We start from the raw sequence: 17,056 nt of genomic DNA on the forward strand, positions 1-17,056 counted from the left end.
GTGGTGGGCTGCGGTGGAAGGGGCAAAACCCCCGAGAAGCCGTCAGGCCGACTGGACTGTCAGCGCTTGCCATCCAGCGGATCGCGCTGCGCCAGTTCAGCCTCGTCGAGGCCATTGCCACCACCGATCTCGTCTTCGTCGACAATGGTCAGCTCGCGATCGATGGCGTCGTCGGCGCCGCCTTCGCGGGCCGAGCGGGCGCCGTCTTCGTGAATCAGCGTCTCCGGGCTCAGGTCATCGTCGGTGGGCTCGTGGTCTTCCATCGACGCCCCGGTCATGCCAGCCTCGCGCACGCGCTCGGGGGGCAGGTCGTGGGCCAGTTCATCCTCGGGCATCTCGTCGCCAATCTTCGCGGTGGGCTCGTCGTCGTCCAGGTGCAGTTCTTCCATCGAGCCCATGCGGTCCTGAATGTCATCGATCTCTTCAGGCTGTGGCGCGTTCATCGGGCGTTGTGGCTGTGTCATGATCCGTCTCCTTGCTATGGGGCATGAAGGGTGGACCGGCCGGTGAGGACAAAGATTCAATAATCCGCCGCTGTGACCCGGCCCGCTGATGGCCAGTCATACCCACGCAACTTCAAGAGGCTGAGCACATGAACGATTTGCAGGAACTGATTGATAACAACGCGCGCTGGGCCGAGGCGATCAAGCAGGAAGACCCGGATTTCTTCGCCAAGCTGGCCCGTCAGCAAACCCCCGAATACCTCTGGATCGGCTGCTCCGACGCCCGGGTGCCGGCCAACGAGATCGTCGGCATGCTGCCGGGCGATCTGTTCGTGCACCGCAACGTGGCGAACGTGGTGCTGCACACCGACCTCAATTGCCTGTCGGTGATCCAGTACGCGGTGGAAGTGCTGAAGGTCAAGCACATCCTGGTGACCGGCCACTACGGTTGCGGTGGCGTGCGCGCGTCGATGCAGGACCGCCAACTGGGCCTGATCGACGGCTGGTTGCGCTCGATTCGCGACATCTACTACGAAAATCGCAACGAGCTGGCACAACTGCCCACCGAAGAAGAGCGCGTCGACCGCCTCTGCGAGCTGAACGTGATCCAGCAGGTGGCCAACGTCGGTCACACCAGCATCGTCCAGAACGCCTGGCATCGCGGGCAGAGCCTGTCGATCCACGGCTGCATCTACGGCATCAAGGACGGGCGCTGGAAAAGTCTCAACGCCACCATCAGCGGCTTCGAGCAACTGCCGCCGCAGTATCGCCTGCGTCCGATGGACTAGGCTCAGTCGAGCGCCACAGGGGTCAACAGCGGCTGGCCGTTGAAGAAGGCCTCGAGGTTGCGCCCCACCATGCGCACCGTGTCCTCGCTGGCCTGCGGCGAAAGGCCGGCGACGTGGGGCGTGAGGACCACGTTGGTCAGCGCCTTGAAGGCGTCGGGCACCTGCGGCTCGTCGTCGAACACATCCAGCGCCGCACCCGCGATCAGGCCCTGTTCCAGGGCCTGCAGCAGCGCCGCGCTATCGGTGACACTGGCGCGGGCGATGTTCACCACAAAACCCTGCGGGCCCAGGGCCTGCAGCGCGGCGGCGTCGATCATGCTGCGCGTCTGGGCGCCGCCGGGGGTAGCGACGATCAGGAAGTCACAGCCCGCGGCCAACGCCAGCGGACTCTCGCGATACTCATAGGACACGTCCTGGCGCGGCCGGCGGTTGTGGTAGCTGACCGCCATGTCGAAACCGCCAGCGCGACGGGCGATGGCCATGCCCACGGCACCCAGGCCGAGAATGCCCAGGCGTTTGCCCTGCAGCGAGGGACGGGTAATCTTGGCCCATTCACCGCGGCGCACCGAGGCGTCGGCGCGCGGGATGTCGCGCACCAGGGCCAGCAGCAGCGCCATGGCGTGGTCTGCCACCGATGGGGCGTTGACCCCGGCGCCATTGCTCACCACCAGGCCATGGGCCCTGGCCGCCGCCAGATCGACGTGCTCGTAGCCGGCGCCGATCACGCAGATGATTTTCAGGTGCGGCAGGGCCGCCATCTCGTCGCCCCGGAAACCCAGCGGGCCACGGGTCAGCACAGCGTCGATGCGTTCGGCATGCTCGGCGATGGCCGCCGCCCGGGCGGCGGGTGTGGGTGCCAGGATCAGGGTGTAACCCTGCTGCTCGAGGATCGGCAGGTAGTCGTTAACCGCTTCGACCAGTACCAGTACGGTGACGCTCATGGGTTTCTCCAGTCAGAGGCGTTGAACGATAATGGGCAAACCGCCATCTTAACGCTGCATCCACGTCCGGAAAATCGCCAGGGAGAATTGCGTATCGCTATACATTGGTTGACCGACCCCGCCATCTGGAGCGCGCTGCTGCAGATTATCGCCATCGACCTGCTGCTGGGCGGCGACAATGCCGTTGTCATCGCCCTGGCCTGCCGACGCCTGCCAGTGGCCCAACGCGCCAAGGCAATCTGGGGCGGCATGGCCGGCGCGATCATCGTGCGCATCGTGCTGCTGTTCTTTGCCATGCGCCTGCTCGACCTGCCGTACCTCAAGCTGGTGGGTGCCTTGCTGCTGCTCTGGGTGGGCATCAAGCTGGTGCTGCACGACGACGAGGCGCCCGGCGAAATCGCTGCGAGCAATCACCTGTGGCGGGCGATCCGCACCATTGTCATCGCCGATGTGGTGATGTCGCTGGACAACGTGCTGGCGGTGGCCGGGGCAGGGGATGGCAATCTGTACGTGGTGTCATTCGGTGTATTGGTGAGTATTCCGATCATCGTGCTGGGCAGCAGGCTGGTGCTCAAGGCGCTGGACCGCTTCCCCCTGCTGATCACCCTGGGCGGGGCGCTGATCGGCTGGATCGCCGGCGGCATGCTGGTGGCCGACAACGCCGTGCAACCCTGGCTGCCGCAGCGCCAGTGGCTGCATTACACCGCCAGCGGCGCGGGTGCGCTGCTGGTGGTGGGCATCGGTGCCCTGGTCAACCGACGCCGGGCACGCAACGCGGCGGTCAGAACCGCAGCGCGTTAGTCAGGTCGCCCATCGGCGCCTGGCCGCGGGCACGCATGGCGTCGTCACGCTGCTTGAGGCCGTCGAGGGTCTCGAGCTTGAACACCCGGGTGATCAGCCGCAGGATCGACGCGGTGTCGTACACCGTGTGATCCACCGTGCCCTTGCGCGCGAACGGTGACACCACCAGTGCCGGCACGCGGGTACCCGGACCCCAGCGGTCGCCCTTGGGCGGCGCAACGTGGTCCCACCAGCCACCGTTCTCGTCCACCGTCACCACCACCACCATGTTCTTCCACTGCGGGCTGGCCTGCAGGGTCTTCAGGATGCGGTCGATGTGCCGGTCGCCCGAGGCCACGTCGGCGTACCCGGCGTGCATGTTGAGGTTGCCCTGGGGTTTGTAGAAGGTCACCGCGGGCAGCTTGCCCGCCGCCGCGTCGGCGAGGAACCTGTTGGTGCTCGGCTCTTCGCCCAGGCCACCGTCGCGCAGGCGGCGCTGGCGCTCCTCGGGGTTTTCCGGGCCCTGGCGCTTGAAGTAGTTGAACGGTTGGTGGTGGTACTGGAAATTGGGGATCTTGGGGATGCCCGTCGAATCCTTGAACTGGTCGAGAGTGGCCTGCCAGGCGCCGGCGTACCAGGCCCAGTCGATGTTTTTCTTCGACAGCTTGTCGCCGATGTGTTCGTGAGTCTGCGGCACCATGACGGTGGCCTGGTCCGGCTTGGAGTAATCCGGGCGTTCGGGGTCGCGGGCCCAGGTCGGCCAGTAGGGCGGGGCCATGGTGTTGACGCCGTAGCCGTCCGGGGTCAGCGCGCTGGGGCCGAACTGCGGGGCGCCGGTCATGGCGCTGGCCGGGGACTTCTCCAGGGGCTTGAGCCGCGGGTCGGTCGGATCATCGCTCTGCAAGGTGGCGATCTGCTGCTTGGCCACCGAGGTGTCGACGTTGGGGTAGAACGGCGCGGTCGCGCTGATCAGGTACTGGTGATTGAGGAACGAGCCGCCAAAGGCGCCCTGGAAGAAGTTGTCGCACAGCACGAACTCCTTCGCCACGTCCCACAGACGCAGCGAGTACTGGGTCTGCGCGTAGTAGCCCATGGTCAGGCCGCCAGAGTCGGCCCAGGCGACGAAGCCGTCGTTCTTGCCGCCGTTGATCTGCATCTGGTTCTGGTAGAACACGTGCCACAGGTCGCGGGTGACCAGGCTCAGCGGCAGCTCTTCCTGGTTCGGCCCCTTGAGGGCATAGGGCGCGTTGGGCAAATTTTCCTGATATTGCTGGCCGGTGGCGTAGGTGACGCCGTCCACCGTCTGCGGGCCGGCCTGCAACACGCCGCCCCAGGTCGGGGGTAGGCTGCTCAGCAGGCTGCCATCGCGGTCGCGCTGCTGGTATTGCTCGGGCTTGAGCGCCGACAGTGGCTGCTGCACGCCGGGAAAGTCGCCGAACAGGTTGTTGAAGCTGCGGTTCTCGGCGTAGATCACCACCACGGTCTTGACGTGCTCGGCCAGCGCCTTGTCCAGCTCGGTTGGGCTCAGGTGTTTTTCATGAGTGGCTGCGGCCGCCTCGCCACTTTGGGCGTGGGCGGCCAGGGTGACGCCCGCGCCCAGCACCACGGCGCCGCCGAGAAAGCGCCGGCGGCTGGTGTCGGTGGGTTGTTCTTCAGTGTCCTGCGGGCGATCTTCACTCATTTCACGGCGTCCTTTTTCCAGGTCGAAAGCTTGGCTGCCAAGGACGCTAGCAAGCGCAGATGACGAAAAAGTTACAGATTGGCCACACCGAAATTGAAGGCGATGGAAATCCGCGGGCGCTTGCCGTCAAAGCGCCGCACCGAGTGCATCAGCCATGAGGGAAACATGATCAGGGTGCCGCTGCGGGCGGCTACCGTGGTGCTGTAGCCTGCGGCCACGCAGCCTTCGATGCGCATGCGCAGCGCCGGGTTGTACACCGAGGCGATCATCCCGCGCGGGTCGGGAAACTCCAGATCGCCACCGACGCTGGGGTCGTCGCTGCGCCCGCCATCGTCGACCCAGTACACCGCCGACCAGTATGCCCCGGCATGACCATGCAGGGCATTGCTGGCGCCGGCTTCGTTGACGTTGGCCCAGGCGTTGTACTGCCAGGCGAACTCCGGCTCGAACAGCCCGCGCTCGTTGCTGTGCTGGGCGGTGAGCTGGGTGGCCAGGGCGGTGGCGAACTGCAGCAGGGCCTGGCCGGGCTCGCCGGCCCAGCTGGCGAAATCGGCGGTCGATTGCCAGCCGCCTTCATTGCTGCGCTGGCTGCCGGACTGGTCGGCCTGCATACGTGCCTCGATCACGGCCTTGAGGGCGGGGTTGAGTGTGTCGGCCTGGGGGTGCACCACCTCGGCCAGCGGTGTGATGAAAAGCTTCTTGATGGTGATGTCGCCGGGGTCCACGGCGGTGGCGAAGGCAGAATCAGCGGCTTGCATAACAGCTCCCGAGCAATTTGCAGGTGTCTTGCTGCAAGCTTGGCAAGGAGTGGCGGAAAAGCCAAATCGAAGAGGGGAAATGCGCATCCAAAAAAAAAGGCCTACCTTGCGGTAAGCCCTTTTTCGTACTTGGTGGCTACACAGGGACTTGAACCCCGGACCCCAGCATTATGAATGCTATGCTCTAACCAACTGAGCTATGTAGCCAAGTGGCGCGCATTATTCGCCGATAACGGATATGTGTCAAACCTTTTTTTGAAAAAATATGGCGGTCGATCAAAAGCTTAGCGTCGAGGGCTGCTGAGCCTGCTGCCAGGCGGCCAGTTGCGCGGGGCGCAGGCCGTAGCGGGCCAGCACGCCATCGTGCAACCGGCGCAGTTCCTCGATGATCAGCGCGCCACTGTGCGCGGAAGGGGTCCGGCGCCACCAGTTCGCGCCGGATCGCCAGGTACTCCTGTGTGGATCGCTCGTAGGCCCAGACATAGAGGTCGCGCAGCAGCTCGATGCGGGTGGTCTCGTAGAGGCCGATCACTGCGCGGCTGCATGGCACGATTCTCAGTATCGCGCCACTTTTAATGGCGTGTCAGCCGTTGAACCAGCCCAGCTTGATCACGAACAGCACCGATAACACCACCAGCGGCACATTCAGCTCGCGCCATTTGCCGGACACCAGCTTGATCAAGGTCCAGCTGATGAAACCCAGCGCAATGCCGTTGGCGATCGAGTAGGTGAACGGCATTGCCAAAGCGGTGATCACCACCGGTGCTGCTTCGGTGATGTCGTCCCAGTTGATTTCCGCCAGGCCCGAAGCCATCAGCACGGCGACGAACATTAGCGCCGGCGCGGTGGCGAAGGCCGGCACGCTGCCAGCCAGGGGGGCGAAGAACAGCGCCAGCAGAAACAGCACGGCGACCACCATGGCGGTCAGGCCGGTGCGCCCGCCCGCGCTGACGCCCGCCGCCGACTCGATGTAGCTGGTGGTGGTCGAAGTGCCCAGCAGTGAGCCGGCCAGGGCGGCGGTGCTGTCGGCGATCAGTGCCCGGCCCATCTTCGGCATATGGCCGTCCTTGCCCATCAGCCCGGCGCGCTTGGCCACACCGATCAGGGTGCCGGAGTTGTCGAACAGGTCGACGAACAGAAAGGCGAAGATCACGCTGACCATGCCCACATTCAGTGCGCCAGCGATGTCCAGCTGCAGGAAGGTCGGCGCCAACGAAGGCGGCATCGATACCACGCCGCCGAACGGCGTGTAGCCCAGCATGATCGACACCAGGGTGACCGCGAGAATGCCGATCAGCACGGCGCCTTTGACCCGCAGCGCCTCCAGCGCGACGATCAGCACAAAGCCCAGGGCCGCCAGCACTGCACCGGGCTGGCGCAGGTCACCCAGGCCCACCAGCGTGGCCGGGTTGCCGACCACGATGCCGGCGTTGTGCAGGGCGATCAGCGCCAGAAACAGGCCGATGCCGGCGGCGATGGCCGAGCGCAGCGGCAGCGGGATGCTGTTGATGATCCACTCGCGGATGCGCAGGATCGACAGCAGGAAGAAGCACACCGCGGAAATGAACACCGCCCCCAACGCCACCTGCCAGGTGTGGCCCATGTGCAGCACCACGGTATAGGTAAAGAAGGCGTTCAGGCCCATGCCTGGCGCCAGGGCGATGGGGTAGTTGGCGATCAGGCCCATGGTCGCCGAGCCGATGGCGGCCGCCAGGCATGTGGCGACGAACAGCGCGCCCTTGTCCATGCCGGTGGCGCCGAGAATGCTCGGGTTGACGAACAGGATGTAGGCCATGGCCAGGAAGGTGGTGACCCCGGCGAGAATTTCGGTGCGCACCGTCGTGTTGTGCGCGCGGAGTTTGAATAGCGAGTCCAGCATGATGCTCCCCGTCGGCGCCGTGGGCGCCTGATTGTAATGCCGCGAATGCAAGATCGAAGGTGGAAACTAACCACCCGGTCAGTTTTGCCCTGATGCGCTTAGCAGGATGTGGGCCAAGCGGCCACGAGCCGCGGCTGCCGCGCCTTGTAATGGCTCAACCCGGTGTTGCCGACGTACCCCGCGCACCTTTTGTGTGCGGGGCAAAGGCCGCTGGACGGGCGGCGCGCCATAAAGTGACCTGCGGTCTGAATCTTGCTAACTCTCCGGCGCAGGTGTGGCATTTTGCCCAAGCGTTGCCACCTGCAGATGTTCAGAGGAGAAGTCGAACATGAATGCATTTCTTGCCCCCGGGATCAGCCTGCTGGGCCGTTTCAATTTCGCCCGCAAGTTTCAGCTTTTGTTCCTGCTGTTCATGCTGCCGCTGGTGGCCAGCCTTTGGCTGTTGGGGCAGGAATACATGAGCCGCCTGGCGGTCGTGGCCGGTGAGCGCGCCGGTGTGCGCGAACTGCTGGCGCTGGATTCGCTCAACGATCAGCTGCTCGCGCAACGGGACCTGACCGCGCGCTGGAAAGCCACCGACACCCTGCGCCAGCTGACCCCGGCGGCCAGTGCGGCCAAGCAGGCGTTCGAAGCCAACGGGCCGAAATTGCAGCAGGCCATGGCTGAGCTGGGTGACACGCTCAAGCGCGAAGCGGCAGGCGCTGACGTGCTGAATCGTTACCAGGCGTTACAACAGGCCGTGGCCGGTATCGACGCGGCCAGCATCGGCGGGTTGGGCTGGTGGCCGGACGGCTACGAACGCCTGACGGCGGCCCTGGCGGCCCTGCAAGCGTTGCGTGAGCAGGTGGCCATGAACAGCGGCCTCATAGTCGACCCGTGGATGGAAACCTACCTGCTCATACAAGTGGCCACCGCCCAGGCACCGGACCTGGCCGAGCGGGTCGGACGCCTGGGCAGCGTCGGCGCGGCATCCGTGGCTTCCGGGCAGTTCAGCCTGCAAAGCCGCCTGCAACTGCGCGACCTGCGCAGCCGCATCAACGATGCACGGGACCAGTTGAACAAGACCGGCAAGTCCCTCAAGGCCCGCCTGCCTGCTCAGTTGCAAGCCTGGGGTGATCAATACGACAGCACCCAGCAGCGCCTCGATCAGGCGCTCAAGGTGCTCGATGAAGGCATGTTCGCCAGCGCCATCAGCCTGACGTCCGCTGACTTCGAGCACAGCATCGACGCCGCCCTGGCCGACCTCGGTGCCTTGCGCCACCAGTCGCTGAAGTCCCTGGATGATCGTCTGGACTACTACCACGACCAGACCGTCAGGCAGTTCACCCCCCTGGCGGCCGGTTTTACCGTGCTGCTGCTGGCGGCCCTGTACCTGTTCATGTGCCTGCAGGCCTCGATCCGGCGCAGTGCCAGCGGCATTACTACGCTGGCGCAGTCGCTGCGTGACGGTAACCTCAGCGTGCAGGTGGCGGTGCATGGCCGAGATGAGCTGGCGGCCATCAGCACCGCGCTGAACGTTGCGGTAGTGCAACTGCGCGACAGCCTGCTGGGTGTCAACCACGAGACGCTTCAGCTGGGCGATGCGGTGCACACCCTCAACCAGCAGTCGCAAGGCACCCTGGGCGATGTCGAGGCACAGCAGCTGCAGATCAGTCAGATCGCCGCCGCCGCGACGCAGCTGGCGGCGACCTCGCAGGGCGTGGCGCGCAGCTGCGAGCAGGCTTCGGGCAGCGCCCAGCACACCCGCCGCATCGCTGAAGACAGCAGCCGCGACAGCCAGCGCACCACCGCCAGCATCCAGCAGCTGAACCTGCGCCTGACCGACACCGCCGCAGCGCTGGGCCGAGTCAGCGAGCAAGGCCAGCAGATCCAGTCGGTGGTCGATGCCATCCGCGGCATCGCCGAACAGACCAACCTGCTCGCGCTCAACGCCGCCATCGAAGCCGCGCGCGCCGGCGAGCAAGGCCGCGGGTTTGCCGTGGTGGCCGACGAAGTGCGCAGCCTCTCGCAACGCACCCAGAGCTCCACCGCGCAGATCGCCGGCACCGTGGAGAGCCTGCGCAGCACCGTGCGCCAGGCCGTGGAATTGATGCAGGCCGCCTGTGGCCAGGCCGAGAACGATGCGGCGGCGGTCACCGGCCTCGGTCAGCGGCTGGGCGAGATTGCCGGCGCCGTGCAGAGCGTCACCGACACCCTGACGCAGATCGCCACGGCCGTGGACGAGCAGGCCGCAACGGCCGACGAGGTGAGCGGCAATATCCAGCAGGTGGACCAGGCGGCGGGGCGTCTGCTCGATGGCGCCCGCGCCGTGAACCAGGCGGCGGACCGACTGAACCTGGGCAGCCGGGCGCTGAGCGAAAACACCGCGCGCTTCAACCTCGCCTGAACGCTCAAGCGCGTTGCTCCCCCATGACCTCGTGGGAGGGGCAGTGCGCCCGGGGCCGCCAGGCCGATTTGATCCGGTGGGTCAGCGGTGGAGTCATGAAATATCTGGTCACACAATAGCCTTGGGCTGCTCAAAAATGGCACAGTGGCGGCCTCCAAGAAAAACAGCCGCCCGGAACGTGCCATGGCCACCAATGCTTCAAGCGCGCAAGCGCCTGCCACCGCTGCCTCGCAAACCAGCCCGCTGGTGATGCGCATCATCGGCGCCTGCGCCCTGGCGCATTTGATCAACGACCTGATCCAGTCGGTCCTGCCGTCGATCTACCCCATGCTCAAGGCCAACTACGGCCTGAGCTTCACCCAGGTCGGCCTGATCACCCTGACCTTCCAGGTCACCGCCTCGCTGCTGCAGCCCTGGATCGGTTTCTACACCGACCGCCATCCCAAGCCGATGCTGCTGCCGCTGGGTATGGTCTGCACCCTGGTCGGCATCATGATGCTGTCGGTGGTCGGCAGCTTCCCGATGATTCTGCTGGCCTCGGCGCTGATCGGCGTGGGCTCCTCGACCTTTCACCCGGAAACCTCGCGCGTTGCGCGGCTGGCTTCCGGAGGCCGTTACGGCCTGGCGCAGTCGACCTTTCAGGTGGGCGGCAACGCCGGCTCGGCGTTCGGCCCGCTGCTGGCGGCGGCCATCATCATTCCGTTCGGCCAGGGCCATGTGGCCTGGTTCGGCGTGGTCGCCCTGTTCGCCATCGGCGTGCAGTACGGCATCAGCCGCTGGTACCGCGAGCACCTCAACCTGTTCAAGCTCAAGGGCGGGCAGAAAGCCACCCACGGCCTGTCCAAAGGCCGGGTGACGGCGGCACTGGTGGTACTGGCGCTGCTGGTGTTCGGCAAGTACTTCTACATGGCCAGCTTCACCAGCTACTTCACTTTCTACCTGATCGAGAAGTTCGACCTGTCGGTGGCCAGCTCGCAGCTACACCTGTTCCTGTTTCTCGGCGCGGTCGCTGCTGGCACCTTCTTCGGCGGCCCGATCGGCGACCGCATCGGCCGCAAGGCGGTGATCTGGTTCTCGATCCTCGGCGTGGCGCCGTTCACCCTGCTGCTGCCCTATGTCGACCTGTTCTGGACGACCGTGCTCAGCGTCATCATCGGCTTCATCCTGGCCTCGGCCTTCTCGGCCATCGTGGTGTTCGCCCAGGAGCTGGTGCCGGGCAACGTCGGCATGATCGCCGGGGTGTTCTTCGGCTTGATGTTCGGTTTCGGCGGCATCGGCGCTGCGCTACTCGGCCACCTGGCGGACATCCACGGCATCGAGTACGTGTACAAGCTGTGTTCCTACCTGCCGTTGTTCGGCGTGTTGACGGTACTATTGCCGTCTACCAAGCGAGCTTGAGGGTTCGCGGCCGGCTGCCCTCAGCCGGCCATATCGCCGCCGCCCGAGAGAACCGTCATGCCGACCTACCAGCGGCCTTTTCAGCTCACGCCGCAAATCCTCAGGCAGGTCGCGGCGATCGAACCGGTCACCGCGGTGTTCGACGGCAAGCCGGTGCTGGGGCAGCCGCGCGAGGTCCAGGAAGTGCGCAACGCCATCCTGGCCATCTGAGGAGCTCGAACATTGGCAACATGCTGCAAGCGCTGCTCGATGCGAGGCTGCAGACTCACGTCTGAGCGTTACCGGCGCTCACCCACCCGCACCAGCACCTTGCCGAAGTTCTTGCCCTTGAGCATGCCCATGAAGGTGGCCGGAGCGTTCTCCAGGCCGTCGACGATGTCTTCCAGATGCTCGATTTCGCCTTGCTTGATGGCCGGCCCGACTTCCTTGAGGAAGTCGCCGAAGCAGTAGTCCAGGTCGTAGTTGATGAAGCCGCGCACGGTGATGCTCTTGCTGAGGATGCCGCGCATCAGGCCGGCAACCGACAGGCCATCGCTGACCGCTGCCGAGCCGTTGTAGTCCGCCACCAGGCCGCACACCGGCACCCGGGCGAAGGGGTTGAGCAGGGGGAACACGGCATGCCAGATCGGCCCGCCGACGTTCTCGAAGTACACGTCGATGCCGTCCGGGCAGGCGGTGGCCAGTTGGTCGGCGAAGTCCTCGGCGTGGTGGTCGATGACTACGTCGAAGCCCAGCACGTCCTTGACGTAGGCGCACTTGCGGGTGCCGCCGGCGATGCCCACGGCGCGGGCGCCCGAGCGCTGCGCCAGCTGCCCGACCAGCGAGCCGACCGGCCCGCTGGCAGCGGCGACTACAACGGTTTCACCGGCACGCGGCTTGCCGATTTCGCGCAGGCCGGCATAGGCGGTGAAGCCGGGCATGCCCAGCACGCCCAGGCGGGTCTCGATGGGCGCGGTGTCGGGATCGATCTTGCGTACGCCCTGGCCGTCGGACAGCGCATGGCTGACCCAGCCGCTGTGCGCCAGCACCAGGTCGCCAGCCGCATAACCGGCCAGCTGCGACTCGACCACCTCGGCCACCACCTCGCCGACCATGGTCTGGCCCAGGCCCACGGGGGGCATGTAGGACTTGGCGTCGTTCATGCGCCCACGCATGTAGGGGTCCAGGGACAGGTAGAGCGTCTTGAGCAGCAGCTGGCCGGCGGCGGGCGCTGGCAGTTGCACGGTTTCAAGGCGAAAGTCCGTGGCGGTCGGCTCACCCTGGGGGCGGGCGGCCAGCACGATACGCTGGGCTTGGGTGGAACTGGACATACTGATTCCTCGGTTGATCAAGGCTGGCGAAAGATCGGTGCGCCATAAGGTGCACCGGTCGCTCCTCCATCTACGACAACTTCAGCGCCGGTAATTCCCGCAGCGGTGGCCAGGAAAAGCACCGCGTTGGCGGTTTCTTCCGGTTCGGCCAGGCGGCCCAGCGGGATATGCGGCGCGAGGAACGCCTCGGTACCGTCCAGGGTGCTGCCGCTGCGGTCGCCGCGGGTCCAGATCGGCGTGCGCGTGGCCCCCGGGATCACGGTGTTGACGCGGATGCCGCGGGGCGCCAGTTCCGCAGCGAAGACTTTGGCCATGCCGCTGATCCCGGCCTTGGTTGCCGAGTAGGCGCTGGAGCCGGGCGAACCCAGCTCGCGCATCACCGAACCGTTGAAGACGATCGCGCCGCCGTCCGCCATGAGCGGCAGCACTGCCTGGAGCGTGAAGAACACCGAGGTCAGGTTGGTGCGCAGGATCAGCTCGAACGCCTCCAGGGTGGTGCTGCCCAGCGGTGTCGAGCCGCCGATGCCGGCATTGGCGAAGACCACGTCGAGCTGGCCGAATTCGCTGCCCAGGCGCTCGCTCAAGGCTTGTACATCACCGGCAAGGGTCAGGTCGGCCTGCAGCGCCAGCACACCGTTGCCCAGTTCGGCCGCCGCCACCTCCAGCTTGCTCGGGTCACGCCCGGTGATCGCCACTCGGGCGCCATGGGCGAGCATCAACCGCGCGGTGGCCAGGCCGATGCCGCTGTTGCCACCGGTGATCAGTACGTTCTTGCCTTGCAGATTCATGGTCGAGCCTCTTTGAATGATGGGTGTAATGTATTTACATTATGCCCATCATTCAAAGGCGTCAAGGGTCCGCTCAGGCGGGGCTGTAGCGGTCGCCGATTTGTGCCACGGCATACCAGGCCATCAGGTCGGCCACACCTGGGGTATTCTCGGCCGGCGCCCAGGTCGCGTAGTTGCCCTCAGGGATTGGCAGGTAGGGGCCATGCTTGACCTCGAAGATGACCCCGCCGACGTCCAGCGAGAGCACCGCGTGCCAGCGGTGGGACGGAATCTCGACGATGGGGCAATCCGGGCCTAGTACCAGGCGCTGGGTGACCACGCCCTGATCATCGAAATTGAGCACCAGGAAACGCCCGGCCAGGGCATAGAGCAGCTCCCAGGTGTGCGCGTGATATTGCGCGCGAATGTAGGTACCGGGCTCCATGGCGATGGCCAGACGCTGGATCGGGTCGCTGAGCTCTTCGTGCAGATTGAGGTTGGCGCGCTGGCGCGGGGACATCTGCGCCTGGGTCGCCAGGGTGCCGAGGGTGTCGCGGGTGATCTGTTTCATGAAGGCGGGTCACATTGGGTGAAACAGCCATTATGGCCCAGCACATGTCAAAAAGAGCTGAACGGTATCAGCCCACGCCGGATGCGCTCCTCCCGTTTGCGGGTGCCGGGGGAGGGCGCGCAGCCCGCGAGCCTTATGCCGTTGCCGATCAGAACTGGGAAGTCACCTGCATGCCGAACACCAGCGCGTCGTCCACTTCGCGCACGCCGTCCGGGTTCTTGATGTATTGCAGGTTGGGCATGATCTGCAGCCATTTGGTCGCCTGCACGGCGTAGTTCAGCTCGGTGGCGATTTCCGAATGCTGCTCGGGCACGTAGCCGGCATCGTCGTAGCCCAGGCCGCTGGCCTCGTTGGCCGTGCGCGCGTTGCGCAGGAACTCGGAGCTGGCGTGCAAACGGGCAACGCCAAAGCCCAGGCTGTCGGCGGGACGGGCATCGAACGGGCCTTTGTAGACCAGCTCGACCTTCTGGTAGCTGTCCACCGGCGTGGTCTGGCGGTCCTGGAAGGTGGCGCTGGCGGTCACGCTCAGGCCGCGGGCGACATCGCCATTGACCGAGGTCAACTGCTGTTTGGCGATGATCCAGGCACCGTGGCGGCTACCGTCGCTGCGGTAGTCGTTGCCGCTCAACGCCGCCGGCTGACCGTTGCTGTCGCGGTAGACGTCGGTGCCGTTGGCGGTGCTGTGGTAGTAGCCCAGGCGGTATTCGCCCGGCAGCTTGTTCACCGTCGGTGCCCACACCAGCTCGACCGGGACCAGGGTGCCCGTGGTGCCCGCACCGTTGAGCTTGAAGCCGTTGTCGTTTTCCAGGTCCGATGGGTTGATGTTGAACGCGCCGATCTGCGCATAGACTTCGCTGCTCAAGCGGTAGCGTACGCGCAGTGCCCACTGGCTGATCGGGCCGTTGTAGATGCTGTCCACGTAGTTGCCTGGCTGCGAGCCGCAGAACGCCAGCGATTGGAACGAGCAGTCCTCGACGGCGAAATCGTCGCTGACCGCCTGGCGGCCAAACTTGATGTTCAGCGCGTCGTCGAACCAGCCCTTGCTGACCCACAGTTCGCTCAGGCGGCTGACGCTGCCACGGCCCTGGATTTCCATGGTTGAGCTCATGCCAGAGGCGCGGGGGTCGCTGAGCTTGTCGTTGAGGTTGTCACCGTTGCGGTTGCTGATCACCAGGCTGGCGGCCGAGTCGTTCCAGCCCAGCAGCTTTTGCAGATCAAGGTTGGCCCCCACGCTGAACTGGTCGGCGTAGCGGGTGGCGCGATCTTGTTTCTGGTAGCCGCCGTGCAGGCTGCTGGCGGATTCGCCGACGTAGCCCAGCTGGATATCCACACCCTCGTTGAACAGTTGAGTGCGCAGGCCGCCCCAATCGCCGGTCATGTATTTCGAGTTGGCGGCGAAGGCGTCGTCGGCCTGAGCGTGGATCGCCGCGCCCGCAGCACAGAGGGAAATCAGCAAGGTTACGGCCTGGCGCTGGCGCGCCGCTTTCGGTGCGGCAGACGCCGACATGACTGGCAAGAGACGTGGCATGACAAGGCTCCATCGATGTTATCGGTCGGCGGACCAGGACGGTCGCCGAGCTTTATGTAGTAGGTCCGGGCAAGCCGGCCACGACCGGTGCAGGAACGGGGGCATCGCGCCTACGCGCGGCCGGCTTGCAAAGGGCGTTCATTGTTCCGGCAATAGTCCCGCACGGATAATGAAAATATCTTCAGACCCGCGTAATAGAGCGGGCGCGCAAGGATAAGGCGAGGCCGGCGAGATGGCGTTATTGCTTTTTACAATAATCACTATCCAGCAAACGGATGGGGGTGAATCAGGTAAGCGCCTACCGGCAGCTGAAATAAATCGGCTCACATTCGTGAGCTGTTCTCGGGCCGATAATGAGCCGATTGCGCTATAGTGAGCCGATTCAGGTTGGAGTCATGCACATGTCAGTTCGGGATAAAATCCGCGCAGCCCTCTCTAGTAACGGGGGCGAGGGGGCGCCAATGAGCTCGACTCAGCTGTCGCTGGCGGTCGGTGCGAGCCTGGCCACCGTCAAGCGGCAGCTTGAGGTGCTTGTCGCCATGGGCCAGGTGCAGCGCGAGGGGCAGGCGCGGGCCACACGCTACCGTTTGCCAGACCCTGCCAGCCAGACACTGCGCTACAGCATGGCTCACAGCGCGAATCAATTCGAGGTCCGTGAACCTCCTGCGGGCGCAACCCTCTGGAGCGAAACACGCCGGCCATTGCTCGAACGGCTGCAACAGCCGCTGGCAATGCGTACTCCGGTCACCTACCAGCGCGCGCTGGTGGACGATTATGTGCCCAATCAAAGTTCGCTGTTACCGCCTCACGTTGCGCGGCAGTTGGCGGAACAAGGCCGGATGCGTGGGCAGCAACCCGCCGGCACCTATGCGCGCAAGGTGCTCGAACCCATGCTGGTGGATCTCTCGTGGTCGTCGTCGCGGCTCGAAGGCAATCGCTACTCGCTGCTTGCCACCGAAGAGCTGTTCAAGCACGGCGCCCTCAGCCATGACCTGGACGCCGTGATGTTGCTCAACCACAAGGCTGCCATCGAATTTCTCGTCGACGCGGCTCCCCGCTACGGTCTGACCAGACCCTTGGTGTGCAATCTGCACGCGCTGCTGATGCAGGATCTTTTGGCGGACAGTGACGGGCTGGGCAGCATTCGGCAAAAGGTGGTGAACATCAGCGACACCACTTATGTCCCCTGCCAGGTTCCCTTGCTGCTCGGGGAAATGCTCGAGTCGATCCTGACCAAGGCGAGGCAGATCAAGAACCCCGTGGAGTCGGCATGCTTTCTTTGGGTTCACCTGGCTTACCTGCAGCCTTTCGAAGATGGCAACAAGCGCACCAGTCGAATGGCGGCGAACATTCCATTGATGCTTTACAACAGCGCGCCGCTGTCGTTCATGGATGTCGACCCGGGCGACTACGCCTGCGCCATGCTGGCCGTATACGAGTTTGGCGATGTGTCACTGGCGGCCGACCTGTTCGCCTGGGTCTACGGGCGCTCGATCGACCGGTACGCGGTGCTGCTCGAAGCCATGGGTCAGCCAGACCCATTGCGGCTGCAGTTTCGTGAAGCGCTCAACGAGGCGATTGGCGCTATCGTGCGGGACGCGCTGACCCTGGAGCAGGCGGTCGCGGCGTTGCGGCTGGACGCTACGAGGGCCAGCCAGTTCGTGCCCCTGCTGGAGGCAGAGTTGCGGGTGCTTGGGCTGCACAACTGCGCGCGCTATCGCCTGGCCTTCAGCCAGGTCGAGCAATGGACGGCCGCCGGCAGGCCTCGCTAGGCGCTGTACGAGCTGCATCACGTCCGTATTGCATTGTCTGCAGCCTCTGGCTTT

At 65.1% G+C, this 17,056-nt stretch carries 16 protein-coding genes, 1 tRNA gene and 1 pseudogene; 7 read left to right on the forward strand and 11 right to left on the reverse strand.

Features of this window, described 5'->3' with window-relative positions:
• Positions 1-59: 59 nt before the first annotated feature.
• Positions 60-464 carry a serine kinase/phosphatase gene (locus SFA35_RS04460; protein ID WP_320575611.1) on the reverse strand — a complete coding sequence of 135 codons (405 nt, stop codon included), beginning with the start codon at positions 462-464 and terminating at the stop codon, positions 60-62.
• Positions 465-592: 128 nt separating this feature from the next.
• On the opposite strand from SFA35_RS04460, the gene can reads away from it, so the two are divergent.
• The gene (can, locus tag SFA35_RS04465) at positions 593-1,231 is read left to right on the forward strand and encodes a carbonate dehydratase (RefSeq protein ID WP_320575619.1); all 639 of its coding nucleotides are present in this window, start codon (positions 593-595) and stop codon (positions 1,229-1,231) included.
• A gap of 2 nt (positions 1,232-1,233) precedes the next feature.
• Here can and SFA35_RS04470 read toward each other — a convergent pair whose 3' ends face one another.
• Positions 1,234-2,172 carry a 2-hydroxyacid dehydrogenase gene (locus SFA35_RS04470; RefSeq protein ID WP_320575621.1) on the reverse strand — a complete coding sequence of 313 codons (939 nt, stop codon included), beginning with the start codon at positions 2,170-2,172 and terminating at the stop codon, positions 1,234-1,236.
• Between the two features lie 87 nt (positions 2,173-2,259).
• Here SFA35_RS04470 and SFA35_RS04475 point away from each other — a divergent pair, with 87 nt between their 5' ends.
• Positions 2,260-2,973: a TerC family protein gene (locus SFA35_RS04475; RefSeq protein WP_320575623.1), complete on the forward strand. Its 714-nt coding sequence runs from the start codon at positions 2,260-2,262 to the stop codon at positions 2,971-2,973.
• On the opposite strand, the gene SFA35_RS04480 is transcribed toward SFA35_RS04475, so the two are convergent.
• From SFA35_RS04480 to SFA35_RS04500, 5 genes are all read right to left on the reverse strand, one after another.
• A complete protein-coding gene (locus tag SFA35_RS04480; RefSeq protein WP_320575625.1) occupies positions 2,954-4,633 on the reverse strand; it encodes an acid phosphatase in 1,680 nt (559 codons plus the stop codon). The genes SFA35_RS04475 and SFA35_RS04480 overlap by 20 nt on opposite strands.
• Positions 4,634-4,704: 71 nt before the next feature.
• The gene (locus tag SFA35_RS04485) at positions 4,705-5,391 is read right to left on the reverse strand and encodes a TIGR02466 family protein (protein WP_320575627.1); all 687 of its coding nucleotides are present in this window, start codon (positions 5,389-5,391) and stop codon (positions 4,705-4,707) included.
• Positions 5,392-5,521: 130 nt separating this feature from the next.
• Positions 5,522-5,598: transfer RNA gene (locus SFA35_RS04490), tRNA-Met, on the reverse strand.
• A complete protein-coding gene (locus SFA35_RS04495) occupies positions 5,576-5,923 on the reverse strand; it encodes a hypothetical protein (protein ID WP_320575629.1) in 348 nt (115 codons plus the stop codon). The genes SFA35_RS04490 and SFA35_RS04495 overlap by 23 nt, the downstream gene beginning before the upstream one ends.
• Before the next feature lie 51 nt (positions 5,924-5,974).
• Positions 5,975-7,270, reverse strand: coding sequence for an NCS2 family permease (locus SFA35_RS04500; protein ID WP_320575631.1), 1,296 nt, complete (start codon positions 7,268-7,270; stop codon positions 5,975-5,977).
• 1,378 nt (positions 7,271-8,648) lie between these two features.
• Here SFA35_RS04500 and SFA35_RS26650 point away from each other — a divergent pair.
• The 4 genes and pseudogenes from SFA35_RS26650 to SFA35_RS04515 form a co-directional block, all read left to right on the forward strand.
• Positions 8,649-8,753 (forward strand): annotated as a pseudogene (locus SFA35_RS26650) (hypothetical protein); the annotation flags it as partial.
• A gap of 216 nt (positions 8,754-8,969) precedes the next feature.
• Complete coding sequence (locus SFA35_RS26655) at positions 8,970-9,656, forward strand: methyl-accepting chemotaxis protein (RefSeq protein WP_414058525.1); 687 nt, start codon at positions 8,970-8,972, stop codon at positions 9,654-9,656.
• A 183-nt stretch (positions 9,657-9,839) separates the two neighbouring features.
• Positions 9,840-11,054 (forward strand): MFS transporter, encoded by a 1,215-nt coding sequence (locus SFA35_RS04510; protein ID WP_320575635.1) that lies wholly within the window; start codon positions 9,840-9,842, stop codon positions 11,052-11,054.
• A 57-nt stretch (positions 11,055-11,111) separates the two neighbouring features.
• Complete coding sequence (locus SFA35_RS04515) at positions 11,112-11,264, forward strand: hypothetical protein (protein ID WP_320575637.1); 153 nt, start codon at positions 11,112-11,114, stop codon at positions 11,262-11,264.
• Positions 11,265-11,332: 68 nt separating this feature from the next.
• Here SFA35_RS04515 and SFA35_RS04520 read toward each other — a convergent pair whose 3' ends face one another.
• The 4 genes from SFA35_RS04520 to SFA35_RS04535 all read right to left on the reverse strand — a co-directional run bounded on the left by SFA35_RS04520 (position 11,333) and on the right by SFA35_RS04535 (position 15,209).
• A complete protein-coding gene (locus tag SFA35_RS04520) occupies positions 11,333-12,364 on the reverse strand; it encodes an NADP-dependent oxidoreductase (RefSeq protein ID WP_320575639.1) in 1,032 nt (343 codons plus the stop codon).
• Positions 12,365-12,381: 17 nt separating this feature from the next.
• Complete coding sequence (locus SFA35_RS04525) at positions 12,382-13,152, reverse strand: SDR family NAD(P)-dependent oxidoreductase (protein ID WP_320575641.1); 771 nt, start codon at positions 13,150-13,152, stop codon at positions 12,382-12,384.
• A gap of 73 nt (positions 13,153-13,225) precedes the next feature.
• Positions 13,226-13,702, reverse strand: a complete 477-nt coding sequence (locus SFA35_RS04530; protein WP_320575643.1) for a WbuC family cupin fold metalloprotein — start codon at positions 13,700-13,702, stop codon at positions 13,226-13,228.
• A gap of 148 nt (positions 13,703-13,850) precedes the next feature.
• Positions 13,851-15,209 (reverse strand): carbohydrate porin, encoded by a 1,359-nt coding sequence (locus SFA35_RS04535; RefSeq protein WP_414058526.1) that lies wholly within the window; start codon positions 15,207-15,209, stop codon positions 13,851-13,853.
• Between the two features lie 482 nt (positions 15,210-15,691).
• Here SFA35_RS04535 and SFA35_RS04540 point away from each other — a divergent pair, with 482 nt between their 5' ends.
• Complete coding sequence (locus SFA35_RS04540; RefSeq protein WP_320575647.1) at positions 15,692-17,002, forward strand: Fic family protein; 1,311 nt, start codon at positions 15,692-15,694, stop codon at positions 17,000-17,002.
• Positions 17,003-17,056 lie beyond the last annotated feature (54 nt).

It is taken from the genome of Pseudomonas sp. HR96, from assembly GCF_034059295.1.
Lineage (GTDB): Bacteria > Pseudomonadota > Gammaproteobacteria > Pseudomonadales > Pseudomonadaceae > Aquipseudomonas.

Bases quoted from the DNA above. Each gene is read 5' to 3' on its own strand.
- SFA35_RS04530 (WP_320575643.1), bottom strand. From the start codon at position 13,702: ATGAAACAGATCACCCGCGACACCCTCGGCACCCTGGCGACCCAGGCG.
- SFA35_RS04520 (WP_320575639.1), bottom strand. From the start codon at position 12,364: ATGTCCAGTTCCACCCAAGCCCAGCGTATCGTGCTGGCCGCCCGCCCC.
- SFA35_RS04540 (WP_320575647.1), top strand. From the start codon at position 15,692: ATGAGCTCGACTCAGCTGTCGCTGGCGGTCGGTGCGAGCCTGGCCACC.
- SFA35_RS04510 (WP_320575635.1), top strand. From the start codon at position 9,840: ATGGCCACCAATGCTTCAAGCGCGCAAGCGCCTGCCACCGCTGCCTCG.
- SFA35_RS04480 (WP_320575625.1), bottom strand. From the start codon at position 4,633: ATGAGTGAAGATCGCCCGCAGGACACTGAAGAACAACCCACCGACACC.
- SFA35_RS04515 (WP_320575637.1), top strand. From the start codon at position 11,112: ATGCCGACCTACCAGCGGCCTTTTCAGCTCACGCCGCAAATCCTCAGG.
- SFA35_RS04500 (WP_320575631.1), bottom strand. From the start codon at position 7,270: ATGCTGGACTCGCTATTCAAACTCCGCGCGCACAACACGACGGTGCGC.
- can (WP_320575619.1), top strand. From the start codon at position 593: ATGAACGATTTGCAGGAACTGATTGATAACAACGCGCGCTGGGCCGAG.
- SFA35_RS04535 (WP_414058526.1), bottom strand. From the start codon at position 15,209: ATGTCGGCGTCTGCCGCACCGAAAGCGGCGCGCCAGCGCCAGGCCGTA.
- SFA35_RS04525 (WP_320575641.1), bottom strand. From the start codon at position 13,152: ATGAATCTGCAAGGCAAGAACGTACTGATCACCGGTGGCAACAGCGGC.
- SFA35_RS04485 (WP_320575627.1), bottom strand. From the start codon at position 5,391: ATGCAAGCCGCTGATTCTGCCTTCGCCACCGCCGTGGACCCCGGCGAC.
- SFA35_RS04470 (WP_320575621.1), bottom strand. From the start codon at position 2,172: ATGAGCGTCACCGTACTGGTACTGGTCGAAGCGGTTAACGACTACCTG.
- SFA35_RS04460 (WP_320575611.1), bottom strand. From the start codon at position 464: ATGACACAGCCACAACGCCCGATGAACGCGCCACAGCCTGAAGAGATC.